The organism is Thioalkalivibrio sp. AKL9 (assembly GCF_000377825.1).
Lineage (GTDB): Bacteria > Pseudomonadota > Gammaproteobacteria > Ectothiorhodospirales > Ectothiorhodospiraceae > Thioalkalivibrio > Thioalkalivibrio versutus.
On record NZ_KB905109.1, the window covers coordinates 147,411 to 172,693 of the forward strand.

The 25,283-nt window shown below is 68.2% G+C and carries 23 protein-coding genes and 2 riboswitches; of the genes, 20 read left to right on the forward strand and 3 right to left on the reverse strand.

Going from position 1 to position 25,283, the window contains the following annotated elements:
* Positions 1 to 85: 85 nt before the first annotated feature.
* Positions 86 to 332: riboswitch (cobalamin riboswitch) on the forward strand.
* 140 nt (positions 333 to 472) lie between these two features.
* The 16 genes from D573_RS0108395 to cobJ all read left to right on the forward strand — a co-directional run bounded on the left by D573_RS0108395 (position 473) and on the right by cobJ (position 18,550).
* Positions 473 to 2,287: a TonB-dependent receptor domain-containing protein gene (locus D573_RS0108395; RefSeq protein ID WP_018938709.1), complete on the forward strand. Its 1,815-nt coding sequence runs from the start codon at positions 473 to 475 to the stop codon at positions 2,285 to 2,287.
* Between the two features lie 3 nt (positions 2,288 to 2,290).
* A complete protein-coding gene (locus D573_RS0108400; RefSeq protein ID WP_026287978.1) occupies positions 2,291 to 2,845 on the forward strand; it encodes a cob(I)yrinic acid a,c-diamide adenosyltransferase in 555 nt (184 codons plus the stop codon).
* 113 nt (positions 2,846 to 2,958) lie between these two features.
* Positions 2,959 to 7,509, forward strand: coding sequence for a cobaltochelatase subunit CobN (locus D573_RS0108405; RefSeq protein WP_018938710.1), 4,551 nt, complete (start codon positions 2,959 to 2,961; stop codon positions 7,507 to 7,509).
* A gap of 132 nt (positions 7,510 to 7,641) precedes the next feature.
* Positions 7,642 to 8,085 (forward strand): MotA/TolQ/ExbB proton channel family protein, encoded by a 444-nt coding sequence (locus D573_RS0108410; RefSeq protein ID WP_018938711.1) that lies wholly within the window; start codon positions 7,642 to 7,644, stop codon positions 8,083 to 8,085.
* Complete coding sequence (locus D573_RS0108415) at positions 8,082 to 8,372, forward strand: DUF2149 domain-containing protein (protein WP_018866862.1); 291 nt, start codon at positions 8,082 to 8,084, stop codon at positions 8,370 to 8,372. The genes D573_RS0108410 and D573_RS0108415 overlap by 4 nt, the downstream gene beginning before the upstream one ends.
* A gap of 52 nt (positions 8,373 to 8,424) precedes the next feature.
* Positions 8,425 to 9,297, forward strand: a complete 873-nt coding sequence (locus D573_RS0108420; protein ID WP_018938712.1) for an ABC transporter substrate-binding protein — start codon at positions 8,425 to 8,427, stop codon at positions 9,295 to 9,297.
* A 57-nt stretch (positions 9,298 to 9,354) separates the two neighbouring features.
* On the forward strand, positions 9,355 to 9,969 hold the full coding sequence (gene cobO / locus D573_RS0108425) for a cob(I)yrinic acid a,c-diamide adenosyltransferase (protein ID WP_017942377.1): 615 nt from the start codon (positions 9,355 to 9,357) through the stop codon (positions 9,967 to 9,969).
* A complete protein-coding gene (locus D573_RS0108430) occupies positions 9,966 to 11,258 on the forward strand; it encodes a cobyrinate a,c-diamide synthase (protein WP_017942378.1) in 1,293 nt (430 codons plus the stop codon). The genes cobO and D573_RS0108430 overlap by 4 nt, the downstream gene beginning before the upstream one ends.
* Positions 11,255 to 12,109: a uroporphyrinogen-III C-methyltransferase gene (cobA, locus tag D573_RS0108435; protein ID WP_026143077.1), complete on the forward strand. Its 855-nt coding sequence runs from the start codon at positions 11,255 to 11,257 to the stop codon at positions 12,107 to 12,109. Before D573_RS0108430 ends, cobA begins: the two co-directional genes overlap by 4 nt.
* A 22-nt stretch (positions 12,110 to 12,131) precedes the next feature.
* Positions 12,132 to 13,241 (forward strand): cobalt-precorrin-5B (C(1))-methyltransferase, encoded by a 1,110-nt coding sequence (locus D573_RS0108440; RefSeq protein ID WP_017942380.1) that lies wholly within the window; start codon positions 12,132 to 12,134, stop codon positions 13,239 to 13,241.
* Positions 13,238 to 14,182 carry an ABC transporter ATP-binding protein gene (locus D573_RS0108445; protein WP_018938714.1) on the forward strand — a complete coding sequence of 315 codons (945 nt, stop codon included), beginning with the start codon at positions 13,238 to 13,240 and terminating at the stop codon, positions 14,180 to 14,182. Before D573_RS0108440 ends, D573_RS0108445 begins: the two co-directional genes overlap by 4 nt.
* Positions 14,179 to 14,952, forward strand: a complete 774-nt coding sequence (locus tag D573_RS0108450) for an ABC transporter permease (protein WP_018940762.1) — start codon at positions 14,179 to 14,181, stop codon at positions 14,950 to 14,952. The genes D573_RS0108445 and D573_RS0108450 overlap by 4 nt, the downstream gene beginning before the upstream one ends.
* A 19-nt stretch (positions 14,953 to 14,971) precedes the next feature.
* Complete coding sequence (gene cobG / locus D573_RS0108455) at positions 14,972 to 16,366, forward strand: precorrin-3B synthase (protein WP_018938715.1); 1,395 nt, start codon at positions 14,972 to 14,974, stop codon at positions 16,364 to 16,366.
* Entirely contained in the window at positions 16,363 to 17,016 is a 654-nt protein-coding gene (locus D573_RS0108460; RefSeq protein WP_017942384.1) for a precorrin-8X methylmutase, read from the forward strand. Before cobG ends, D573_RS0108460 begins: the two co-directional genes overlap by 4 nt.
* Complete coding sequence (locus D573_RS0108465) at positions 17,013 to 17,768, forward strand: precorrin-2 C(20)-methyltransferase (protein ID WP_018938716.1); 756 nt, start codon at positions 17,013 to 17,015, stop codon at positions 17,766 to 17,768. The genes D573_RS0108460 and D573_RS0108465 overlap by 4 nt, the downstream gene beginning before the upstream one ends.
* A complete protein-coding gene (gene cobJ / locus D573_RS0108470) occupies positions 17,765 to 18,550 on the forward strand; it encodes a precorrin-3B C(17)-methyltransferase (protein ID WP_018938717.1) in 786 nt (261 codons plus the stop codon). Before D573_RS0108465 ends, cobJ begins: the two co-directional genes overlap by 4 nt.
* A gap of 13 nt (positions 18,551 to 18,563) precedes the next feature.
* On the opposite strand, the gene D573_RS0108475 is transcribed toward cobJ, so the two are convergent.
* Complete coding sequence (locus D573_RS0108475) at positions 18,564 to 19,364, reverse strand: cobalt-precorrin-6A reductase (protein WP_026143078.1); 801 nt, start codon at positions 19,362 to 19,364, stop codon at positions 18,564 to 18,566.
* Between the two features lie 4 nt (positions 19,365 to 19,368).
* Here D573_RS0108475 and D573_RS0108480 point away from each other — a divergent pair, with 4 nt between their 5' ends.
* Genes D573_RS0108480 through cobM form a run of 3 tightly spaced genes read left to right on the forward strand, consistent with a single transcriptional unit; the run spans position 19,369 to position 21,805 of the window.
* Positions 19,369 to 20,604 (forward strand): bifunctional cobalt-precorrin-7 (C(5))-methyltransferase/cobalt-precorrin-6B (C(15))-methyltransferase, encoded by a 1,236-nt coding sequence (locus D573_RS0108480; RefSeq protein ID WP_026287979.1) that lies wholly within the window; start codon positions 19,369 to 19,371, stop codon positions 20,602 to 20,604.
* Positions 20,601 to 21,044 carry a cobalamin biosynthesis protein gene (locus D573_RS0108485; RefSeq protein ID WP_017942389.1) on the forward strand — a complete coding sequence of 148 codons (444 nt, stop codon included), beginning with the start codon at positions 20,601 to 20,603 and terminating at the stop codon, positions 21,042 to 21,044. The genes D573_RS0108480 and D573_RS0108485 overlap by 4 nt, the downstream gene beginning before the upstream one ends.
* Positions 21,041 to 21,805 (forward strand): precorrin-4 C(11)-methyltransferase, encoded by a 765-nt coding sequence (gene cobM, locus D573_RS0108490; RefSeq protein ID WP_018938719.1) that lies wholly within the window; start codon positions 21,041 to 21,043, stop codon positions 21,803 to 21,805. The genes D573_RS0108485 and cobM overlap by 4 nt, the downstream gene beginning before the upstream one ends.
* Positions 21,806 to 22,002: 197 nt before the next feature.
* On the opposite strand, the gene D573_RS0108495 is transcribed toward cobM, so the two are convergent.
* Positions 22,003 to 22,560, reverse strand: coding sequence for a cytochrome c (locus D573_RS0108495; RefSeq protein ID WP_018146006.1), 558 nt, complete (start codon positions 22,558 to 22,560; stop codon positions 22,003 to 22,005).
* Between the two features lie 20 nt (positions 22,561 to 22,580).
* On the reverse strand, positions 22,581 to 23,696 hold the full coding sequence (locus D573_RS0108500) for a porin (protein WP_018938720.1): 1,116 nt from the start codon (positions 23,694 to 23,696) through the stop codon (positions 22,581 to 22,583).
* Positions 23,697 to 23,825: 129 nt separating this feature from the next.
* Positions 23,826 to 24,061, reverse strand: a riboswitch (cobalamin riboswitch).
* Between the two features lie 213 nt (positions 24,062 to 24,274).
* Here D573_RS0108500 and D573_RS0108505 point away from each other — a divergent pair.
* Positions 24,275 to 25,255, forward strand: coding sequence for a cytochrome-c peroxidase (locus D573_RS0108505; protein WP_018938721.1), 981 nt, complete (start codon positions 24,275 to 24,277; stop codon positions 25,253 to 25,255).
* The last annotated feature ends 28 nt before the right edge of the window (positions 25,256 to 25,283 follow it).

Here is a 25,283-nt window from a genome sequence, read left to right on the forward strand (position 1 = left end):
GGCGGCGACACGCGAGCCTGCCAGCGTCATGCGAGAGCGCCTGGTGGGTGGGTTGGAGGCTGGTAATTTTGCACCCAACTGTGTAGGGTTCGCTGCGTTCCTCGGTGCCCGACCAGGCCTGGCTTGGCGGGTTAAACGGGAAGATCGGTGAGTCTCCGGCGGGCTGCAAGGCCTCGGGACGAGTCCGACGCTGCCCCCGCAACGGTGATCGAGCGAGAGACCGTCCGTCGGTTTCTGATGGTCGCGGCCAGTGCCACTGAACATGATGTTCGGGAAGGCGCCGCACCGGACGCTCGTCAGCCCGGAGACCGGCCAGGGAATGATCGCGCGGCATGCGGCGGGCATGCGAGGCGGATGATCGTGCCGGGCCGTTCGCCGGTCCTGGCCGATCCCCCTCGTGTCTGTCTCCCCCTGTCTGCGCGATCCCGACGAATCAACGGCGTGCGGGCGGCTCGCCGGGAGACTCTACACAATGAAACGCACAGCACTTTCCGCGGCCATCCTGCTGGCCACCAGTCCCGCCCTGGGGGACACACCGAATACCGACGAAGCCCAGACGCTGGAGACCGTCCAGGTCACCGCCTCGCGCATCGCCCAGACAGTGGACGAGACGCTCGCTTCGGTGACCATCATCGACCGCGAAGAGATCGAACGCCTGCAGCCCCAGCAGTTCACCGACCTGCTGGAAGGGCGGGCCGGGATCGAGACCTCCCAAAACAGCGCCTTCGGCAAGACCAGCTCCGTCTACACCCGCGGGACAAGCTCCGACCACACGCTGCTTCTGATTGACGGCGTGCGCATGGGGTCCGCCACTAGTGGTGGCGCCAGCTGGCAGTTTCTGCCGCCAGAGGCGATTGAGCGTGTGGAGATCGTGCGTGGGCCACGTACCAGCATCTACGGTTCCGATGCGATTGGTGGTGTGGTGCAGACCTTCACCCGAGAAGGCCGCAAGGGGCCTCCGAAAGTCAACGCGTTTGTGGGAGGCGGCAGCTTCAATACGCGGGAAGCGGGGGTTGGCGTAGCGGGCGGCACCGATAACACGAACTACAGTTTCTCGGTCAGCCACTTCGAGACCGACGGCATCAACGTGCAGGACGGTGTCGGTGACGACGACCGTGATGGTTACGACAACACCTCGTTGGCGACCAAGGTGTCGCACCGTCTGGATAACGGCGTCGAATTCTTCGGAAACATCCTGTATTCGGAAGGAACGACGGAGTTCGACAGCGGCTCGATCTTCTCTCCGGATGAATCCGACTTCGTGCATGCCGCACTTCGCGGTGGCGTAAGGATTCCCGTGACGCAGCGCTGGGATACCGAGCTCGCTGTTGGGCACAGTCGTGACGAATCGGATAACTTTCTTGAGGGTGAATTCTTTTCCCAGTTCGATACGCGGCGCGATCTGGTCGACTGGCGCAACGATATCGAAATTGCGGATAACGTTTATTTAATTACCGGCATCGACGCGTACGAGGACCGGGTAGAAAGTACAACCGACTACGACGAAGATTCGCGGTACAACGTCGGTGCGTACTCCGTGATTCATGTGGACCTCGGTCGGCATGACCTGGAAGGCAGCCTGCGCTACGACGACAACGAACAATTTGGTGACAAGGTTACCGGGCAGGTGGCCTGGGGTTATCAGATGACCGACCCGCTCCGTCTGCGGGCGTCCTACGGCACTGCGTTCAAGGCACCGACCTTCAACGACCTCTATTTCCCCGGATTTGGTAACACCGACCTGGAGCCGGAGAATTCGCGGACCTTCGAAGTCGGGGCGCGCTACACGCAAGGGGCCTACTATGCCGATGCCGCCATTTTCCGCACCGAACTGGACCAGATGATCGGTTTTGATCCGGTTGCATTCCGGGCTGAAAATATCGATGAAGCGCGCGTTCAGGGTGTCGAGCTGGAAGCGGGTTACGCGAGTACGCGCTGGGTCTCCCGCGCTTCGCTGACGTTGATGGATGCCGAAGACCGTGAGACGGGCAATGAACTTCGACGGCGCTCGCCAGTGACGGCGCGGTTCGATCTGGATCGGCAGCTTGATCGTTTCTCGGTTGGCGGCTCGGTGATCGCCAAGAGCCGGGCATTCGACGATCAGGATAATGATGTACGCCTGTCGGGTTACGGGTTGCTGAACCTGCGCGCGAGCTATCAGATCCATCCGGAATGGCAGCTTCAGGCTTCGGTCCAGAACGTGTTCGACAAGGACTACGAGACGGCGGGCGGCTACAACCAGCCGGGGCGTGCCGCGTTCGTGAAACTGCGCTATCAGCAGAGGTGATCCATGGGTAATCGACTGTCGAAGATTGCGACCCGCACGGGTGATGAAGGCCGAACCGGCCTTGGTGACGGCTCGCGAGTGGACAAGGACTCGCATCGCGTCGAGGCCTTCGGTGATGTGGATGAGCTGAACAGCGTGATCGGCCGGTTGCTGATCCATGACCTGCCCGAAGAGGTCCGGCGCTCGCTGGCGCTGGTGCAGCACGAGCTGTTCGACCTGGGGGCGGAACTGGCCGTGCCGGGCCATCAGGCGTTGCCGGATGCCTCCGTGGAGCGTGTGGACGTGGAGCTTGAGTCCTTCAACGATGATCTGCCGGCCCTGGAGGAGTTCATCCTCCCGGGCGGCGGGCCTGCCGCGGCCGATTGTCATATCGCCCGTACGGTCTGCCGCCGGGCGGAACGGCGTCTCGTTGCGCTCAATCACCACGAGGCGTTGCGCCCGGGTTCGCTGGCCTACATCAACCGGCTGTCGGATCTCCTGTTTGTGCTCTGTCGCGTGCTCGCGCGCCACGAGAACGGCGAAGAGGTCCTCTGGCAGCCGGCCAGCCGGCGTGGCTGAAGCGCTCTTCTGAGGGGCGCCGCTGCGGCGGCGCCCCAATCCCATTGCAGTGGTCGCTGGCGTGTCGGGTACACGCCTCGCGGCCCCTTGCGCCTGTTTTTCGGGAAATCTCCATGCGTTTTCGTCGCACAACCCTGATTGCTATTGCGTTTTTTCTATTCGGCGTCGGAACGGCCGGGGCCGGGCCGCTCCTGGTGGGTGTTGTTTCCGATCGCTCGGCGGCGGAGGTCGCCGCCGGGGCGCATCGCTTCCTCGAGGCCCATCCGGAGGCGGAGGTCGTACTGCGCACCCCGGAGCAGCTCACGGACAAGTCGGACGAGGCCGTCGCGGCGCTGTGGCGCGAGGCGGACGCGGTGCTCGTCGCGGCCGTCTTCGGGGATCAGGCCGCGCGCCTCGATCGCCTGTTGCGGGAGGCCCCGCCGCCCGAGGGAGCCCCGATCCTGGCCATCAACAGCGTTCGCCACCTGACGGCGTTGTCGCGGATCGACGGTGAGGCCGTACTCGCGGGGCTCGATGACGAGATGCGTACCGAACTGGCGGCCAACCCGGATCCGGGTGAGGACCCGCGCGCGCACCTGTCCCGACAGCAGGAGCGCTTCCCCGAACAGGCGGACTGGCTGACCGGGCGGGCGTTCTACCAGGGGCGCACGCCGGAGAACATGGAGGGCCTGATGCGCTGGCTGGCCGCGCATGGCGGGCACGCGATCGACGTACCGGACCCGGACCCGCGCGAGACCATCCGCTACTACCGCCATGGCAGCTCCAGCCCCGATTCGGACGCCCTCGATCTGGAGGAGGGTCCGGCCGTGGCGCTCCTGGATCTGGATACCGGCGACCGGCCGGGCGACCGCGCCCTGCTGGATGCGGCCTGCGAGGCCCTGGAGAACCGCGACATCCAGTGTTTTGTGGTGCTCGCGCGCTGGGGCGGGGCGAGCCGCGAGGCGATCGAGACGCTGGAGAAGGTGACCGGGCCGGCGGATCTCGCCGGGATCGTGAGTCTGCAGGACTTCGTGGTCGGCGGGGGCGGCAACCGCGAGGCGGTGGCCGAGGCCTTCGGCGAGCTGGATGTCCCGGTGATCAAGGGCATCCGCCTGGCGGATGTGAGCGCAGCCCAGTGGCGGCTGTCGCACGAAGGCATCCCCTGGGACAAGGTGCACTACCACGTGGCCATGCCGGAGTTGCAGGGTATGAGCCAGCCGATGGTGCTGGCGGCCGCGGGCGCCCCGGAACAGGATGAACGCACGGGTGTGCGCCTGATACTGACCGAGCCGGTGGGCGAGCGCGTGGAGGCTTTGGCCGACCGGGTGGCAAGCTGGCAGCGGCTGCGCACCCTCGACAACGCGGACAAGCGGGTCGCGGTCGTCTACTACAACCATCCGCCGGGTCGCCAGAACATCGGCGCGGACAAGCTGGATGTGCCCGAGTCCCTGCTGGAGATGTTGCAGCGGCTGGAGGCGGCCGGCTATGACCTGGGCGACAACGTGCCGGAGGATGCCGAAGCCCTGCTGGACATGATCCAGGACCGGGCGGTGAATCTCCCGGAGCAGGCAGATGCGCTGGACGCGATCGCCGGCCGGGTGGCCGCGCTCGATCGCGAGCAGTACCAGGCCTATTTCGACGCCCTGCCGGAGTCGATCCGGGCCGAGTTGGTGGATGGCCCGATCGGCTACCTGCAGGCGAGGCTGGAGGCGGCCAAAGCCGCCGACGAGATCGATTTGGCACAAGCCGCGCTGGAAAGCGGTGTCGGTGATCTGCGCCACATGCTCGAGAGCTATCCGCACGCGGCCCAGGATCGAGCGCTGGATCTGCTCGCACAATTCGAGGCGGCCTGGGAGGCCACGCTGGCGGGTGAGGACGCGCATGCGACGACCGAGCAATTGCGCAAGGCGCTGGTGCGCACGGGCATCCCCGGCCTGACCGGCTGGGGCGAGCCGCCGGGCGAGGCGATGACCCGCGACGGCGAGATGCTGTTCCCGGGGATCGAGTTCGGCAACGTGTTCATCGGCCCGCAGCCGCCGCGCGGCTGGGAGGTCAGCGAGCGCCTGCTGCACGCGAATACCACCTTCCCGCCGACCCACCAGTATGTCGGTTTCTACCACTGGATCCGCGATCACTTCGAGGCGGATGCGCTGGTCTATGTCGGCCGCCACTCGACCCGGGAATTCCTGCCTCGCCGGCGCGCGGGGCTGGCGCCGGATGATTACCCCGAGATCCTCGGGGGCGCCCTGCCAATCATCTATCCCTACATCGTCGATGGCGTGGGTGAGGGCATCCAGGCCAAGCGCCGGGCCATGGGCGTGATGATCAGCCACCTGACCCCGCCACTGGCGGCCACCGAGCTGTACGACAGTCTGCTGGAGCTGCGCCAGCTGGTGGAGACCTACGAGGCGGCCGCGCAGCCGGATGCCGCGACACGTTCGCGGGCGGCCCAGACCCTGCGCGAACGTATCGAGGATCTCGGCCTGACCGAGACCATCGAGCACGAACTGGCCCGGGGCCATCATCATGACCACGGGCACCACCATGACGAACACGGGGATCACCACGACGGTCATCATGATGAACCCGATTCCGGGCACGGCGAAGGTCACGAGGATGATCACGGCGACGAGTCTCGGGATGCGGATCATCACCGGGAACATGGGGATGAAGCGCACGAACATGCCCATGAGCATAACCACGAGAACGAGCATGCGGACGAGGGTCATGACGACCACGGAACCACCTCGCTCACGGAGATGGACGAGGAGCTTCTGGTCCACGAGATCGGCCACTACCTGACCGACATGCAGGAAGACCAGATGCCGCTGGGGCTGCACGTGTTCGGGCGCGACTGGAGCGACGAGGCCGTGGACACCATGCTCGAGTCGATGGCCGGTGACGAAGCGGTCGGGGACGACTGGGCCGCCAAGCTGCGTGGATCCCCGGCCAGTGAACGTGCGCATCTGCTGGCGGCACTGGAGGGACGTTTCGTGCCACCGGGGCAGGGCAACGATCCGATCCGCACGCCGGAGGTGTTGCCAACCGGGCGCAACTTCCATGCGCTGGCGGCGGATCTGGTGCCCACGCGTATCGCCTGGGGCATTGGTCAGGAACTGGCTGCGGACGCCCGTGAGCACGGCGATCCCGAGGCCGACGGCAGCGAGGCGATCATCCTCTGGGCGTCGGATACCGTACGCGATGAGGGCGTGATGATCGCCTTTGGCCTGGACATGCTGGGCATTCGCCCGGCCTGGAACAGCCGCGGGATCGTTCAGGGGCTGGAACGCATGGACCTCGACGAGGCGGAGCGTGACCGCCATCGCGATGCCCTGTTCACCACCTCCGGTCTGTTCCGCGACCTGTACGAGGACCAGCTGGTGTGGCTGGATCGTGCCGTCCGCCTCGCGCTGGATGGCTCGTCCGAGATCATTCTTGCGGAATACCCTGAGCTGGAACCGGCACTGGAAGCGGCCCTGGCCCCGCTGGGGCCGGACCTGCGCGATCCGGGCGACGAGCCGCTGGCGCGTAACGATGTGGCCGCGCAGTGGGTGGAGGACACCCAGGCCCTGCGCGGCGCAGGCCTCAATGGCGTCGAAGCGGGTCAGCAGGCCGCGCTGCGTGTGTTTGGTACCGCCCCCGGGGCCTATGGGGCCGGGGTCAATCGTCTCGCGGACCGTTCCGGGGCCTGGGAGGATCGTGCCGAACTGGGCGCCGCCTATATACGCCGCATGGGACATGCCTACGGGGCGGACGAATCCGGCGGCTCCGCGCACGAGGCCTTCGAGGCCCGGCTGGGCCAGGTCGGGCGCACCTACCTTGGGCGCGCCTCGCACCTCTACGGCCTGCTGGACAACGACGACGGTTTCGATTTCCAGGGCGGGCTGTCGACCGCGGTCGAGAGCATCCGCGGCGAGGTGCCGGACAACCGCGTGCTGCAGCACGCCGATCCGGACGACCCGCGGGTGGAGACACTGGGCCGCGCGTTGATGCGCGAGCTTCAGGGGCAGAACCTGAACCCGCAGTGGATCGAGCCGCTGATGGATCACGGCTATGCCGGGGCCCGCACCATGGCCCGGGATTTCGTCGACAACCTTTGGGGCTGGCAGGTCACCAACCCGGAGATCATCCGCTCCTGGGTCTGGGACGAGGTGCACGACGTGTATCTGCAGGACCGCCACGGGCTGGGCCTGGACGCGTTCCTGGCCGACGGCCACAACGTGCACGTGAAGACCCATCTGCAGGCCGTTCACCTGGTCGCGGCCAGCCACGGGTTCTGGGACGCCGATCCCGAGGTGCTGGATGCCTTGTCCGAGCGCTTCGCGGAACTGGTCGCCGAGCACGGCCTGCCCGGCAGCGGTCACACGCGCCCGGATCATCCCATGCTGGACGAGGTGGCCGAGCGCCTGGACGACGCTGACCTGCGCGAGGCCTTCGACGCCGTGCGGGCGGCCGCGCAGATCGATCGGGCGGAGCCGGAAGCCGACCCCAGCCGTGTCACCGAGATCCAGCCGCTGGAAGATCCGGCGGCGCGCGAGATGCAGGAGATCCTCGAGCCGGCCAAGACCGAGGGCGGCCAGGAGCCCGGCGACGAGACGGCGGGTATGCCCTGGCTCCCCTGGCTGGTTGCCGCTGCGCTGTTTCTGCTGCTGCTCGGCGGCATCGCTGCGGGTCGACGGCGATAACCGGGGCGTGGGCATTTTCGGGCCTGTAGGAGCCGAGCCCTCTCGGCGATTGCAGCGTCGGATACGCCCCATCGGCCAGAGGCTGGCCTCCTACACAGGGCCGTGCGAACAAAGGGTAACGAGGTAAACCGAATGACTTTCTCGATCACGATGGAACTGATGGACACCGTGGTGCGCTGGCTGCTGGAGCCAGTGATCGTTGGCCTGCTGGTGCTGGTCGCGGTCGCCGTCTGGGAGCTCGGGCTGGCACTGGGTGAACGCTCCGGTGGGGTACGCCGTCTGGAATTGAGCGGCGATGCCGAACGCCTCGCTTACCGTGCCCGGCGGCGCATCGACCGCGCCGATCTGCTGGCGCGCATCGGCCCGATGCTCGGGCTGATGGGGACGTTGATCCCGCTGGGTCCGGGGCTGGCCGCGATGGGCCGGGGCGAACTGGAAATCCTCGCCCAGGCCGTTACGGTGGCCTTCAATACCACGGTGCTGGGACTGCTGGTCGGCATTCTCGGCTTCCTGCTCGGGCGCCTGCGTCGCCGCTGGTATGACGCGGCGATGGAGCGTATGGAGGCGGCGGCATGAGGGTCCCGCACTACCGCGCCTCGCGCTTCGACGCGCCCGACGAGGAGCCGATGGGCCCGCTGGCCAATCTGGCCGACATCATGCTGGTGTTCGCCGTCGGCTTGATGGTGGTGATGGCCGCCTCGGGTAGCGGGCTGGAACCGGCCAGCGGCGGTGCCGAGATCGAACCCGGGCGCGAGATCCCGGACCCGCCCGAGGGGGCCGGCGAGGCCGGCTCGGGCTTCGAATCCATGGGGCAGGTCTACCGGGACCCGGACACCGGTCGCATGATCCTGATCGGCGAGTGAACGCCGTTGCGTGCCGTGTTGGCCCGCGGGCAATAATCAAGGGGAGTTTCCGATGATCACTCAGGTCTGCCGATACACGCGCGCATTCGGTTGCAGCTGGCCATGGACCCCGGGGACCGGGTTTCTGGCCCTTGTCCTGACCGCGGGGTTGGTGTTTCCGGTAACGGCGACAGCGGGCGAGTGTCCGCGGATTGTCAGCCAGTCGCCGTACATTACGCACTCGCTGGAGTACCTGGAGCTGACCCCCTGCATCGTGGGGGCGAGCCGCTACGACGATCTCGACGTGGAGGATACCGGCGGCATTCTGGACCCGGACGAGCAGGCGATCAGCCGCGTCGAACCGGATCTGGCGTTCACCTCGAGCTGGGTCGAGCGCGATGACTGGGCCGATACCGTGCCGGCCGGGACCCGGGCCATCGTGCTGGGCGGCTTCGAAGGGATGGATGCCGTGCGCGAAAATCTCGAACGCATTGCGGATGCTGCGGGCCTGGACGACGGTGCGGTGCGCGCCGCCGCATTCGACGATGCGTGGCAGGAGGCGGCCAATGCCGTGGGGGCCTCCGGCGAGCGTGCGGTCCTGATGTCCTCGTGCAGCGCGCAAGCCTACGTGTACGGCCCAAAGACCTGGCTGCATGATGCCTTCACCCGCGCGGGATTCGAGGTCGTTGCGAACCAGCCAGGTGTGCATCACCTGAGGCTGTCGGAGGACACCGACGAACTGGCCGATCTGATCAACCAGTATGACGCTGACGTGGTGTTCACCTTCTCTGGGTCCGAGGCTCGCAGCTGCCGAGCGGTGGTCGCATCGAGCCCGGTGAGGGTGGTGAATCTGCCAAGCGGGTATTTCTCGCACCCGGCACCGGTGATCCTGGATGGACTGGCCGAGCTTGAAACGCGGCACACCGAGTGGGCGGCGGCCCAGTAGCTTGTCCGGCCGCACCCGCACCGCGTTTTTCCATTACGAACTGCAGGAGAGAGCGACATGACCAACGATACCGACGCGGCCAAGGCCGAACGCCACGCGCAGCGTATGGCGCGCAAGAAGGAAGTGGTGGACCGCAAGATCGCCGAGGCGCAGGAAGAAAAGGGCGTGTTCCTGATCCTGACCGGCAACGGCAAGGGCAAGAGCTCCTCCGGCTTCGGCATGGTCGCCCGGGCCCTGGGGCACGGCATGCAGGTCGGCATCGTCCAGTTCATCAAGGGGCAGTTCGCCACCGGCGAGGAGGCCTTCTTCCGTGGTCAGGACCACGTGCAGTACCACGTGATGGGCGAGGGCTACACCTGGGAGACCCAGGACCGCGAGAAGGACGTGGAGGCGGCCCGCGAGGCCTGGGCGCATGCCCGCGACATGCTGCGCGACCCGAACGTCGACCTGGTGCTGCTCGACGAGCTGCACATCGCGCTGAAATATCAGTACCTGGACGTGGACGAGGTGCTGGAGGATCTCGCCAATCGCCCGCCCATGCAGCACGTGATCACCACCGGTCGCGCCGCGCCCAAGGCCCTGATCGAGGCCGCCGACACCGTCAGCGAGATCGGTGTGGTCAAGCACGCCTTCCAGGCCGGCATCAAGGCGCAGAAGGGGATCGAGCTGTGAGTGTGAGCTGCCCCGCCGCGTTCGTGGCGGCCCCGGCCTCGGGCCAGGGCAAGACCACGATCACCGCCGGCATCGCCCGCTACCACCGCAACCAGGGCCGCCGCGTGCGCGTGTTCAAGACCGGCCCCGACTTCCTCGACCCGATGATCCTGGAGCAGGCCTCCGGCCACCCGGTCGACGCCCTGCATCTGTGGATGGTCGGGGAAGAAGCCTGTCGGGCGATGCTGTACGAGGCGGCCCAGGAATCCGACCTGATCCTGGTGGAGGGCTCGATGGGGCTGTTCGACGGGGATCCCTCCGGCGCGGATCTGGCCCAGGCCTTCGGCTTGCCAATCCTGGCCATGGTCGATGCCAGCGGCATGGGCCAGACCTTCGGGGCGCTGGTGCATGGCTTGTCGACCTACCGTCCGGGCCTGTCGTTTGCCGGCGTGATTGCCAACCGGGTGGGTAGCCCCGGCCATGCGCGGATGCTGGAGGACTGCACCCCGGAGGCGATCCGCTTCTTTGGTGCCGTGCAGCGTAACGAGACGCTAAGTGTCCCGGATCGCCACCTGGGCCTGGTCCAGGCGGGGGAGATCGGCGATCTGGATGCGCGGCTGGAGGCGGCGGCGGCCGCGATCGAAGAGGCCGCCGTGACAGGGCTTCCGGAGCCCGTGACCTTTCATCCAGAGGCGATCGCGCCGATCGAGGCGGCGCTGTCCGGCGTGCGCATTGCCATTGCACGGGATGCGGCCTTCGCCTTCATGTATCCGGCCAATCTGCGCCTGCTGGAGAAGATGGGCGCCGAGCTGCGGTTCTTTTCCCCGCTTGCGGGGGACGGGCTGCCAGAGGCCGATGCCGTCTGGCTCCCGGGCGGTTACCCCGAGTTGTATCTGGATCAGCTGTCCGCCAATACCGGCCTGAAGTCGGACCTGGAGGCCCATCATGCGGCGGGCCGCCCGATTCTGGCGGAGTGCGGGGGCTTTCTCTACCTGCTGGACGAACTGGCCGATCGCGAGGGCCATGCCGCGCCCATGGCCGGGCTGGTGCCGGGCAAGGCCCAGCTGGCGGACCGCCTGCAGGGCCTGGGTCTCCAGGCGGCCCCGCTGCCCGAGGGCGAGTTGCGGGGGCATACCTTTCACCACACCCGCTCGGAAGTCGGGCTGGAACCCTATGGCCACTGCTGGCGGGCCCGCGGGACGGGCTCGCAGGGGGAGGCGATCTATCGCGATGGTCGCCTGACCGCCACTTACCTACATGCCTGGTTCCCTTCTAACCCCGCGGCCACGGCTCAGCTGTTTCGATCATGAGTGATCGGCAGCGGGACAAGGTGACGCGGATCGGGTGTGGGGCACGCGCCGGGGCCCGCCTTCCGTTACGCGGCGAGCGAAAGCCCGGCTGCGTGGATCTGGTCGGAGCAGGGCCGGGCGATCCGGGTCTGCTGACGCTGGATGCGGTGGCCGCGATGCAGCACGCCGATGTCCTGCTGCACGACCGCCTGATCCCGGAGGCGATCCTCGAGCTGGCCAATCCGCAGGCGCAGCGCCTGTATGTGGGCAAGGCCCGCTCACGGCACAGTTGCGATCAGGGGGACCTGAACGAGCGCATGATCGCGCTGGCACGGGAGGGGCACTACGTGGTGCGCCTGAAGGGTGGAGATCCGTTCGTCTATGGGCGCGGCGGCGAGGAGGCCGCGGCGATCGCCGCGGCCGGGATCCCGGTCCGCATCGTGCCGGGGATTACGGCAGCGGGTGGCTGCGCGGCGTATGCCGGGATCCCTCTGACCCATCGCGATCATGCCTATCGCTGCCAGTTCGTGACCGCCCATCGGCGTGCCGGCGAGACGGATCTTGACTGGGCCTCGCTGGTCCAGCCGCAGCAGACTCTGGTGGTGTACATGGGGCTGCACACCCTGGCCGAGGTCTGCGGCGAGATGATGGCGGCGGGCGCGGATGGTGCGATGCCGGCCGCGCTGGTGGAGCAGGGCACACGCCCGATGCAGCGCGTCATCGAGGGCACGCTGGCTGACCTCCCGACGCAGGTGGCGGATCTCGCCATCCAGTCGCCCGCGTTGCTGATCGTGGGCGAGGTGGTGCGCCTGCGCGAGACGATTGCCGCGCAAGGTGCCCAGTCCGTCCCGGGAACGCATGAAATCGGCTGACACGAACCATCCGCGGGGCGCCATGCGCCCGGAGACGCCCGAGACCACCGGGCGCCTGCGCACCGGCCTGACCACCGGTGTCTGCGCGACCGCGGCCGCCGTCGCCGATGCCCGCTGGCTGCTGGAGGGGCAGCGGCTCCAGACGGTCGAGGTCACCCTGCCTAGGGGACAGGTGGTGAGCCTGGCACTGAACGACCTGGAACCGACCCCGGGTGGTGCGGTCGCCGGGGTTATCAAGGATGCCGGCGATGATCCAGATGCGACCCACGGGGCGCGAGTCTGGGTCGAGGTGACCCTGTGCGGTGCGCCCGGCGTCGAATTCATGGCGGGCGCCGGGGTGGGTACGGTCACGCGTCCGGGTCTGGTGCTCGCACCGGGCGAACCGGCAATCAATCCGGTCCCGCGGCGCATGATGCAGGGCCACCTGGAGGCGCTTGCCGAGGCGAGCGGTTACAGCGGGGGCTTTCGCGTCACGGTTGGCGTGGACGGCGGCGAACGGATTGCCGAACGGACCATGAACGCGCGCCTGGGCATCCTCGGGGGTCTTTCGATCCTGGGCACGACCGGGATCGTGCGGCCGTTTTCCTGTGCCGCCTATATCGCGTCCATCCATCAGGCCATCGACGTGGCCCGCGCCAACGCGTCTTCGCGCGTGGCCTGTTGTACCGGCGGCACCAGCGAGGCGGCGGTGCGTGATCGCTACGGCCTGGACGACATGGCGTTGATCGAGATGGGGGATCTGTTCGGGGCGGCGCTGAAATACCTGCGGCGCAACCCCTTGCCCGCAGTGGTGCTGGCCGCGGGCTTCGGCAAGCTCAGCAAGTTTGCGGCCGGGCATCTGGATGCCCATAGCCGCAAGTCGCGCATCGATCTCGATGCCCTGGCGGAGGAAGCCGCGGATCTGGGCGCCAGCCCGGACCTGGTGGCGCGCATCCGCGCGGCCAACACCAGTGCCCAGGCCCTCACGGACTGCCTGGAACAAGGCGTGGCGCTGGCCGACCGGATCAGTGCGCGCGCCTGGCAGCGGGCCCGCGGGATGTTGCCGGAGACCACGGCGCTGGAGGTCTGCGCGGTGGATCGGGCGGGCCGCATCGTCGGGTTTGCGGATGGTGCCGCGGGGCTCGCGCCATGACGGCCGCGGCGATTGCCCTGCAGTCGGTGGCCAAGCGCTACGCCGGTGGCCGGGTTGGGCTGGCGAACGTGGATCTGGAGGTGCCGGCGGGCCGCTTTTTGGGCCTGCTGGGGCCGAACGGGGCCGGTAAGACCACCCTGGTGGGGTTGTTGACCACGCTGGTGCGGGCGGATCGCGGTTCGATCCGGGTCTGCGGGTACGACGTGGCCACGCAGGCGGTTGCGGCGAAGGCGTGCATGGGCGTGGTACCGCAGGAGGTCAACTTCAACAGCTTCGAACCGGTGGGCGAGATCGTCGAGGCCCAGGCGGCTTACTACGGGCTGTCCCCAAGGCGCGCGCGCGAGCGAACCGGCGAGGTGCTGAAGCAGGCGGGGTTGCTGGACCGGCGCGAACAGTCGGCCTGGGGCCTGTCGGGGGGCATGAAGCGGCGGCTGATGATTGCCCGGGCCCTGGTGCACCGCCCCCGCGTCCTGCTCCTGGACGAGCCGACGGCGGGGGTGGACCTGGAGGGGCGCCATGCCACTTGGGAGCTTTTGCGTGGCTTGAACGCGGACGGCGTGACGATCCTCCTGACCACCCACTACCTGGAGGAGGCGGAGACCCTGTGCGACACCCTTGCGATCCTGGATCAGGGCGAGATCGTCGCGCGCGGTGACACCGGCGAACTGCTGCACGGGCTGAACGTGCAGACCCTGGTGCTGGAACTGAACGCGCCGCTGGACGCGGCCCCGGCGCTGGAGGGGTTGGCGATGCGTCTGACCGATCGCTGGACCCTGGAGGTCGACCTGCCGCAGGGCATGGAGGTGAATGACCTGTTCGACCGCCTGGGCGCAAGCGGGGTGCGTGTCGCGGGAGTGCGCAACAAGCGCAACCGGCTCGAGTCGCTGTTCCTGCAGCGCATCGCGGAACGCGCTGCCGCACCGCCGGGGAGGGGGACATGAGACTCGCGGCTTACGGATTTGCCTACCGCGGGATGGTGGTCAAACAGGTGCGGCGTTTCCTGCGCGCCTGGGTGCAGAACCTCCTGCCATCGGTGGTGACGACGGTCCTGTTCCTGGTGATCTTCGGTCACCTGATCGGGCGTGAGCTCGGCACCATGCGGGGTGTCGATTACGCCGATTTCATCCTGCCCGGCCTGATCATCCTGGCGGTGGCCACCAATGCCTACAGCAATGTGACGCTGGCGTTCTACGGCGCACGGCTGCAGCGACATATCGAGGAACTGCTGGTCGCGCCGCTGCCTGCCTGGCTGATTGTGGCGGGCTTCGCCACCGGCGGTGTGATTCGCGGGCTGCTGGCGGGTGCGCTGGTGGCGCTGGTCGCGATTCCGTTTACCAATCTCCAGTTGCACCACCTGGCGGCCACGCTGGGGATTGCGCTGATCAGCGCCTTGCTGTTCGCCCTGGCCGGGCTTCTGAACGGCCTGTATGCGCGCAGCTTCGACCATACCTCCGTGGTGGCCACGTTCGTGCTGACCCCGCTGATCTACCTGGGCGGCCTGTTCTACCCGGTAGAACGGATGCCCGAGCCCTGGCAGTCCCTGGCGGTACTGAACCCGCTTTATTACATGATCGAGGGCTTTCGCTACGGCCTGCTGGGGACCGGCAGCTTTGCCTGGGCCGCGACCTTCTGGGTGCTCGTGGGTGCAACCCTCGTCGTTGGCGGGCTGGCCTGGGCGCTGGTGGCCCGCGGTGTGAGGATCCGGACATGAGTGTGGGTAAGGTGCAGCGATGAGCGCTGATCATTCGCGGACGCGCCAGGCCTGTCCGGGCGTGGCCGCGCCGATGGCCACCGGGGACGGTCTGCTGATGCGGGTGCGGCACCCGATCGGGGGGCTGGATGCAGGGCAGGCGCAGATCATGGCGGAAGTGGCGCGTCGCTTTGGTTCCGGTGTCCTGGAGTTGACCAGCCGCGGCAATCTGCAGTTGCGTGGTTTGGACGCGGCGGGGTTGGAGCCGGCCCGCGCCGAGCTGGAGCGTGCGGGGTTGGCGGATCGCGACCCTAAGGCGGAGGCGGTGCGCAATGTCCTGGTGGCCCCGGTGACCGATATCGACCCGGAGGCGGCCATGGATGTGCAGCCTGTCGCGCGGGATCTCGTGCGGGCGCTGGGGGACCACCCGCGCCTGCGGGCATTGCCCCCGAAGGTGGGGGTGCTGGTGGAGGCCGGCGGCGGTTTGCCGCTGGATGAGGTGCCGGTGGATTTGCGACTGGAGGCCTGTACGGCGCTGGGAGGGGTTTGGTTTCGCGTAGCCGTGGGGACGTCCAGTCGCACGGCTACGGTGCTGGGCTGGACGTGCCCGGAGAAGGTCGTGGACGTTGCCCTGGCGGTGCTCGAACGATTCGTCGCATTGCGCGTAGGCGATGTGGATCCGCCGGGGCGGCTGGCTGGCGCCGTGGCCCGGCTTGGCCCCGAGGCGTTGACGCCGCCGGGGCTGGAGCGGGTGCTCCCGGGCGGCGACTGGGTCGCGGCGCGGATCCCCGGATACGCGGATGCCGGGATTGGGATGTGTCTGAACGGGCGCGCCTTCGGGATCGTGTTTCCGTTCGGGGCCTTGCGCGCCGAGGCGCTGCAGGGGCTGGCCGAGCATATCCGGGCGCACGACGGACGCTTGCGGCTGACGCCGTGGCGCAGCCTGCTTCTGACCGGGGTACCTCCTGTGGAGCCGGACCGCGTCACCGAGTGGGGTGGCGTGACCGATCCGGACGACCCGCGCCTGGCGGTGAGTGCCTGTATTGGGCAGATGGGTTGCTCCGCGGGCAGTACCGCCACGCGGGCGGATGCAGAGGCAGCCGTCGCCGCTGCCTGCGGGTTGCTTGCGGGGGGCGGGCAGGTGCATGTGAGTGGCTGCGACAAGCACTGTGGGCGTCCCGCGAATGCGCAGGTCCTGCTCACGGCGCGGGAAGGCCGTTATGACCTGGCGCTGCAACGCGCCCCCGCGCGATGGGAGACCGTCCTGAAGAGGCTGGAGCCGGGGCAGGTCGAGCCGTCTCTTGCGGCCCTCGATGCCATCGCCCACGAAGAGGGTGGCGGGAATGACTCGAGGATCGAGGCCCTGCAACGGCTGGAGGGAACCGTGCTGACGAGACGTATGAACGCGAAGATGAACAACGGAGATTCAGCATGACGCAGAGCGATACGGCCGGGGCCGTACCCGACTATATCCGCGACGGGGCGGCCATCTACCGGGAGTCCTTCGCGATTATCCGGTCCGAGGCGGAACTGGACCGCTTTCCACAGGAGCTGGTGCCTGCGGTGGTGCGCATGATCCATGCCTGCGGCATGACCGACCTGCCGCGGGACGTCGGGTTTTCGGCCGGCGTGGCCCGGGCGGCCCGCGAGGCGCTGGCCGCCGGCGCGCCGATCCTGTGCGACAGCAACATGGTGGCGCACGGGGTCACGCGGGCCCGGCTTCCGGCGGACAACCCGGTGATCTGCAGCCTGCGGGAGGACGGGGTGGCGGCGGCCGCCGAGCGTCTGGGCACCACGCGTTCGGCCGCGGCGCTGGAATGGTGGCGACCGCACCTGGACGGCGCGGTCGTGGCCATTGGCAATGCACCTACGGCGCTGTTTCACCTGCTGGAGATGCTGCACCAGGGTGCGCCGCGGCCGGCCGTCGTGCTCGGCATCCCGGTGGGGTTTGTTGGCGCGGTGGAGAGCAAGGAGGCGCTGGCCACCAGCCCGCTGAACCTCGATTACCTGACCATTTTCGGGCGCCGGGGTGGCAGTGCCATGGCCGCGGCGGCCATCAACGCCTTTGCGAGTGACCGGATATGACGACATCTCACGAGCTGCATGAAACCTCGGATGCGGGCTGTTTGTATGGCGTGGGCACCGGGCCCGGTGATCCCGAGTTGCTGACACTGAAGGCCGCGCGGCTGATTGCCGAGAGCCCGGTGGTGGCCTACTTCTGTCGCCGAGGCGGTCGTGGCCAGGCGCGCGCCATCGTGGACGCCCACCTGAGTACGGGGCAGCAGGAGATGCCGCTGGAGTATCCGGTGACCAACGAGATCCCGCACGGCTCCGACGAATATCGCCGCCGCATCGAGCAGTTCTTCGATGCCGCCGCCGAGCAGCTGGCCGCCGAATTGGCAGCCGGACGTTCGGTGGTGGTGCTGAACGAGGGCGATCCGTTCTTCTACGGATCGTTCATGCACGTGTACCTGCGGCTGAAGGATCGGTTTCCCACCCACGTGGTGCCCGGCGTGACCTCGATGATGGCCTCGGCTGCGCAATTGTCGACGCCGCTGACCATGCGCGATGACCTGCTGACGGTAATCCCCGGCACGATGCCGATCGACGATCTGCGCCAGGCCCTGCAGGGGACCGATGCGGCGGTCATCATGAAGGTCGGAACCCATCGCGATGCGGTGGTCGGTGTCCTTCAGGAGCTGGGGCTGGATGAACGCGCCTGGTACGTGGAACGCGCCAGCACCGCCGAGGAGCGGGTCCTGCCGTTGTCCGAGATCCCGGAGCGGGTGCCCTATTTCTCGATGATTGTGATCCCCGGGCGCGGGGTTCGGCGATGAGCGGGGATGGCGGTCAGCCGGTCGGTCGGTTGAGTGTGGTTGGGGTCGGGCCAGCCGGGCCGGAATGGATCACGCCGGAGGTCGCTGCCCGTCTCGAAGCGGCAACCGACCTGGTGGGATACGGGCCGTACCTGGAACGGATTGCGGGCACCCATCACCGTGTGCACGCCTCGGACAACCGCGAGGAACTGGCGCGTGCGACCCATGCCCTGGACATGGCCGCCGAGGGGCGGGACGTGGCGGTGGTTTCGGGCGGCGATCCGGGCGTGTTTGCGATGGCGGCGGCGGTCTTCGAGGCCCTGGAAGGGGCGCAGGCTCGGCTCTGGGCGGGCGTCGAGGTGGAGGTGGCCCCCGGGGTTTCGGCGATGCAGGCGGCCGCCGCGCGGCTGGGTGCGCCGCTGGGAAACGATTTCTGCGTGATCTCGCTTTCGGACAATCTCAAGCCCTGGTCGCTGATCCAGCGCCGGGTACGGCTAGCGGCCGAGGCCGACTTCGCCATGGCCTTCTACAACCCGATCTCGCGCGCACGCCCCTGGCAGCTGGGCGAGGCACTGGGCATCGTACGCGAGGTGCAGGGGCCGAACACCCTGGTTGTGCTGGCCACCGCGGTGGGCCGCGGCGAACGCGAAGACGTGCAGATCTCCTCCCTGGGCGAAGTGGACCCGACCACGGCGAACATGAGCACGTTGGTGATCGTGGGTGCCGCGTCCACCCGGGTGGTGGAGCGTCCGTCGGGCCGGCGGCATGTGTACACCCCGCGTTATGTCGAATCGGCGGAATGAGGCGGGAGCCGCGTTAGCCGTGTGCGTCCGGGAGATCCTCCAGCCAGTCGAGTATCGCCTGCGGGGCGTGGAATCGTGGCACCCCGGGGGCGTCCGGCGGGCGTTCGACCATCACGACCGGGATACCCCGTTCGCGAGCCGCCTGCAGCTTGGCGGCCGTGGCATCGCCGCCGCTGTCCTTGGTCACCAGAACGTCAATCGCGTGTTCCCGCAAGAGGCGCGCCTCGTCCTCGGCCGTGAACGGGCCCCGGGCGTGGATCCAGGTGACCCGCGGCAGCGCCGGCGGCGGTTCGGGCGGGTCGATGGTGCGGATCACGTAGTCCAGCTCGGGCGCGGCCTCGAAGGCCTCCAGGTGCTGGCGGCCGGTGGTCAGCAGCACGCGTCGGCCGATATCCGGAAGGGCGCGGGCGGCGGCCGCGAGGTCGGGCACGCGGATCCAGCGGTCCTCCGGCCCGGCCTCCCACGACGGCCGGGTCAGTCGGGCCAGCGGGATGCCGGTGTTGCGTGCGGCCGTGACGGCGTTGGCCGAGATCTGCCGCGCGAACGGGTGGGTCGCGTCCACCAGTGCGTCAATCGCGTGTGCGTGCAGCCAGGCGGCCAGGCCGTCGGCGCCGCCGAACCCGCCGGTGCGCCGAGGCAGCCGCGACGGTCCCGGTTTTCGGGTGCGCCCGGCCAGCGAGACGGTGGCCTGCAGCCGCGGGTGCGCATCCAGCAGCGGCTCCAGCGCTGCGGCCTCGGTGGTGCCGCCCAGCAGCAGAACGTGCCGGGGGCGAGCTGCCCTGGGGCTGGAGTCAGGAGATGAACGGGAGCTCATGAGGATGACCAGTCTAGCCACGAACAGCGAACGAACGCCATGGCTGAACATTGTCGGTGTGGGCGCGGACGGCCTGTCCGGACTGGCAACGGAGGCCCGTGAGGCCGTTGCGCAGGCGACCACGGTGATCGGCGGGGCCCGGCATCTGGAGATGCTGCCGCCGCAGCCGGGGCAGGAACGTCTGCTGTGGCCCTCGCCGCTGGAGACTGCTCTCGACTGGATCGAGGCGCGAGCGGGGAAGCCGCTGTGCGTGCTCGCCAGCGGCGATCCGTTTTGGTTCGGGGTTGGCACGACATTGCTGCGGCGTTTCCCGGTGGAAGCCACCCGCGTGTTTCCGGTGCCATCGGCGTTCAGCCTGGCCGCCGCGCGCATGGGCTGGCCGCTACAGGAGACCCGCTGCCTGTCGGTCCACGGCCGGCCCATGGAGGCGCTGCGCCCGTGGCTGCACGACGGCGCGCGGCTGCTGATCCTCAGCCGCGACGGTGAGACGCCTGGCGAGTTGGCCCAGTGGCTCGATGAATTGGGTTTCGGGGCCTCGACCCTGACCGTTCTGGAACAACTGGGCGGGGCCTCGGAGCGCGTAGAGGCCGCCACGGTGGCGGAATGGAGGACATGTGAGGTGGATCCGCTGAACACGATCGCCCTGGAATGCCGTGCGTCCTCGACGGCCTCCGTGATCGCGGCGAGCGCCGGCCGGCCGGAGGATCAATTCGAGCAGGACGGGCAGATTACCAAGCGCGAGGTGCGTGCGGTAACGCTGGCCCTGCTGGCGCCCGGGCGTGGCGAGTGCCTGTGGGACATTGGTGCCGGGTCGGGGTCTGTCGGTATCGAGTGGATGCTGGCGGATCCAGCGAACCGCGCCGTGGCCATCGAGCCGCGTGCGGAGCGGCTGGAGCGGGTCCGGCGCAATGCGCGTGCCCTAGGGGTCCCGGCCCTGCAATGTATCTCCGGGCGCGCGCCGGAGGCGCTGGATGATCTGTCTGCCCCCGACGCGATCTTCATCGGGGGTGGGCTGACGATGCCCGGGCTGGTGGAACACTGCGTGGAGAGCCTGTGCCCGGGGGGGCGCCTGGTCGCCAACAGCGTGACGGTGGAAGGCGATGCGGTGCTGGCGGCGACGCGCGAGCGCCATGGTGGCGAGCTGACACGGATCAATGTGAGTCGCTCGGAACCGCTGGGCGCGATGTCGGGCTGGAAACCGCTGCGGCCGGTGACCCTGTGGTCCCTGCACCGGAGTTGAACCAGGCGGGATCCTGGGTCGTGCCAGGCGTCGGCTTTGCCTCTGCCTGTACGACGCGGGAGCTGGAGGGTCTGATTCGTGCGGTTCTGGCCGAGGCCCGCGCCATGCCGGGAGCGGAGCGTGCCGGGGCGATCGGGGCCCGGCAGCTGGCGGCGCCGGCGCACAAGAGCGACAGCGCCATGCTGGCGACGGTGGCGCGCGAGCTGGAACTGGAACTCGTATTTCTGTCCGCGGCCGCGCTGGCGGACTGCGACGGCGTAGTGCTTACGGAGTCGCGGCGGGCACGCGCAACCGCCGATGTCGGGTCGGTGGCCGAGGCGGCGGCGCTGGCGGCAGCCGGCGCAGGCGCGCGTTTGCTGTTGCCGCGTCGTCTGTCAGCGCGGGCCAGCTGTGCGGTGGCCTGGGTCGATGCCCATCACCTATCCAAGGAGTCATCATGACGGTTCATTTTGTCGGAGCGGGGCCGGGTGCCGCGGATCTGCTGACCCTGCGCGGGCGCGATCGCATTGCGGCCTGTCCGGTATGCCTGTACGCGGGTTCACTGGTACCCGAGGCCGTGCTGGAGCATGCGCCGGAGGGGGCGCGTGTGATCAACACCGCGCCGTTGACGCTGGACGCGATCATGGACGAGATCCAGCGCGCGCATGCGGCCGGTGAGGATGTCGCACGACTGCATTCCGGCGATCTGTCGGTGTACAGCGCCCTGGGCGAACAGATCCGCCGCCTGGAGGCGGCCGGGATCGACTACACCATCACCCCGGGCGTGCCGGCGTTTTCCGCGGCCGCGGCGACCCTGGGGCGCGAACTGACCGTGCCGGAGGTGGCACAGTCGGTGGTGCTGACGCGTACGCCGGGACGGGCCTCGTCGATGCCGGAGCGCGAACGGCTGGAGGCTTTCGCCGCGACCGGGGCGACCCTGGCGATCCACCTGTCGCTGCACAATATCGAGACCGTGGTCGAGGACCTGCGTCCGCACTACGGCTGCGACTGTCCAGTGGCGATCGTCTTCCGCGCCAGCTGGCCGGACGAGACCGTGGTGCGCGGTTCGCTGGGCAATATCGTGGAACGGGCAGAGGCCCTGACCACGCGGCGTTCGGCGCTGATCCTGGTGGGGCCGGCTCTGGATCCGGGCGATTTCCGCGACAGTGCGCTGTACGACCCGGCGCACGTGCGCCGTTATCGGGGCATGGACGGGGACTAAGCGTCGCGTCTTCGATCTTCCGCAGGCAGGGACGATCCCGGTGAGCGTTGTGGAGCCCCCGGTGTTCGCCTGCAAGCAGGCTCCTTGTGTCTTGCGGTTCACGGCGATGTGGCAGCCTGCTTGCAGGCGAAGGTGGTTGCTTCCTGGTCAGGATTACGGAAAGGGGCCGCCAGGCGGCCCCTTGGTTCCTACCCGGTTCAGCGGCGGCGGTAGTTGTCGTGACAGGCCAGGCAATGGTGGCGCACGCCGTTCAGGGCCTCGGTGGCGCGAAGCTGGAAGTCTTCGTTCCCCAGGTCCTCGGCCGACTCCACCTTGCGCTGTAGTTGTTGGGCGGCCTCGCGGTAGGCGGCCTTGTACTCGGCGAAGTCCGGGTCTTCCCAGGCCGCGGGCAGGGCTCCGGGTTCGCCGTGCCGCGCGGGTGTCTCGCGTGCGAACCAGGTTTCGATGTCGTCGGCGCGGCGCGCCAGTTCCTCGGCCAGATCGGGCAGACGTCCGGCGAATGGTGCGCCATAACGCAGGATCTGCTCGATGCTGCGGTAGGTGGCGGATGTGCCCTGCATGCTCTGCTGACGGAAGCGCTGGAAGGCCTCGGTGGCGTCCACTGTGTCCGGGTCGTCCAGGGTCTCGCTGTAGTCGTCACCCCAGGGCCCGGGCATCGGAAGCGTCACCTCGCCGGCATGGGCGACGGTGGCGGCGAGCAGGATCAGGACAAGGCCGGTGACCCGGAGGGCCGGTGTGAAGGTGGTTCTAGTCATGTCGGATCTCCTTTCCGGTTTCAGAAGCGGAACTGGTGCTGCAAGTGCAGCTCCCAGTCTGAAGTGCCAGCGTCGCGGTCCAGCCACATCAATTGGGTCTTTTGTCGCTGGCCGCGGTGATACCAGTTGAGGCCGGCGCCCCATTCGCGCTGCCAGCGCTCGTCTCCGTCCAGGTCGTCGCCGGCGTCGTGGCGCAGCACCGCGTGGCGGGCAGCGAACTCCAGTCCCTCCACTGGTAGCGACTGTGCCAGTTCCAGTTCGGCCCCCAAGTCGTGGTAGCTCGCGGTGCGGTCGGGGGAGACATCGCGGCGGAAGGCCGCCAGCGACAGCGAGGTATGGCCGAACTTGACCACCGCGTCGGCGGTGGCAGTGATCCAGTCGGCGCGCTGGTTGGCCACCGTGTCTTCGATGCCGCGGCTCCAGTCGCGCAGGTGATTGCGGCTGGCGGCCTGCACGCCGGCGCCCAGGGCGACCGTGTGTTCCACGGCCTGGCCCACGGTGGTGTTGTCGCGCGGAACCGCCCCTACCGGGGCCCAGGCGCTGCGGGCGCTGAGCAGATGCCCGGAGGTGGATGGGCGCTCGTCGCGCTGGTCGAGGCGCCCCCGGCCGTCAAACACGCCGATGGCCCAGGCGCGGTCGTCGGCCGCGCCACCCAGGAGGGCGACGCCGGTGTCGCGTCCGGCCGGGACCTCGAACTGGTTGCCGGCGATGCTCAGCTCGGTGAACAGGCGATTGGGCCCGCCGATATCCCGTGGCAGCCCGAAGGGCACGGTGAACTGACCGGCCCGCAGACTCAGTGATTCGCCCAGCGCGTACTGCAGCCAGACGTCGCGCATGGACAGCTCGCCGCTGCTGAAATCCGGCTGCAGACGGAAGCTCAGATCGGGGTGGAACAGGGTCCCGGAGCTGTCCAGCCAGGCGCGGCGGAAGTCGAACTCGCTGCGGGAGCCGTCCGGGTCTCGGTTGTAGCTGTAGCGGCCCTGAACTAGCGGATCCAGGGTGACCTGCAGGCCGTCTTCCGCGTCGCTGAAGTCGAAGCCGGCCTGTGCCGGCGCGAGACTCGTGGCCGTCATCAGACAAAACGTGGCAAGGGCCGGGACGGCATGTCGCCCCGGTCGGACATGGGTGTTTTCCATTGTTGTGGTGCTCCCCTGGACGAGCGACCCCGCACGCCGTGGATGAAAACGACGCCGGACGCTGGACAGGGAGCAGGGTAGGGCCGGTCGTTGAGCACACCGGTCCTGGCCCGCTCGGCCGCCCACCGCGGCGTCGGGTGTTCTCCAGGCCGGTCTCCGGACTCGCAGAGTGGATGCGTGATGCATCCAGGGCGGGTCGCCTTCCCGCGGGCATCTCGGGGATGCGCCGCAGTGGCATTGGATCCGCCCTGACTCTGCCTACCGTTGCGGGGGCAGTGCCGGACTTGCGAACGCGTGTTCGCGCACCGGCTTCCCGATTATCCCCGGCCGGTTCTGGCCGGGGCACCTGAAGGCAAGGCGGACCCTACGGCGCCTCCGTTTGAGGGTCAAGGGCGCGTTGAGTCGGGATGGCAGCGGTATCCGTTGATCTGGATCAACGGAACACCCGTTTTTGATCGCGTCCGGTTTCCCGCGTGGGTAGGGTGGGTTTCAGGCGATCTGGACCGAGTCTAGATCGGTTCGAGCCGACACCCATTCCCCAAGGGAGCCCTGCCATGAAGACACTTTCCGGATTTCGAATGACGGCGCTCGCGGCGTGCGCGGCCGTCGCCATGGGGGCCTCGGCCCCGGTGCTGGCGGATACCGACTATTCCGAGTACCGCGACGTGTTCGAGCCGCTGCCGGCGCTGCCGCCGATCCCGGCGGACAACTCGATGACGAAGGAGAAGATCGAACTGGGCAAGATGCTGTTCTTCGAGCCGCGCATCTCCAGTTCGGGCGTGATCTCCTGCGCGACCTGCCACAACCCGGCGCTGGGCTGGGCGGATCGTATCCCGCGTGCGGTGGGTCATGACGGTCAGGTCGGCGAGCGCAACACCCCGACGGTGCTGAACTCCGGCTTCTTCACGGCGCAGTTCTGGGATGGCCGCGAGGACGATCTGGAAGGCCAGGCGCTGGGTCCGATCCAGGACGCGATCGAGATGGCGATGCCGCTGGAGGACGCAATCGAGCGTCTGGAAGAGTTCAACGAGTACCAGGAGAAGTTCGCGGCCGCCTATCCCGACTATGACGGTGACAACGTGATCAATGCCGATCACGTGGCCAAGGCCCTGGCGACCTTCCAGCGTACGCTGAATACCCCGAACTCGCCGCTGGACCGCTGGCTGGCCGGGGACGAAGGTGCGATGAGCGAGCAGCAGATGCGCGGGATGAAGCTGTTCGCGGATAACGGCTGCGTCGCCTGCCACCGTGGCCCGGCACTCACCGACAGCCACTTCCATCGCATCCAGGTGCCGGGGTCGGAAGACGAGGGCCGTTACCTGGTGACCGGGGAGGAGAGTGATCGCTTTGCCTTCAAGACCCCGACCCTGCGCAACGTGGCGCTGACCTACCCCTATATGAACAACGGAGAGACCGCCACGCTGGACGAGGCGATCCGCATCATGGGGCAGGAGATGCTGGGCATGGAGTTTAGCGACGATGAAGTCGAGGACCTGGAGGCCTTCATGCACGCGCTGACCGGTGACATGCCGCAGTTCGAGATCCCGTCACTGCCGTAAGCGACCGGTTGCCACTGGCGATGACAAG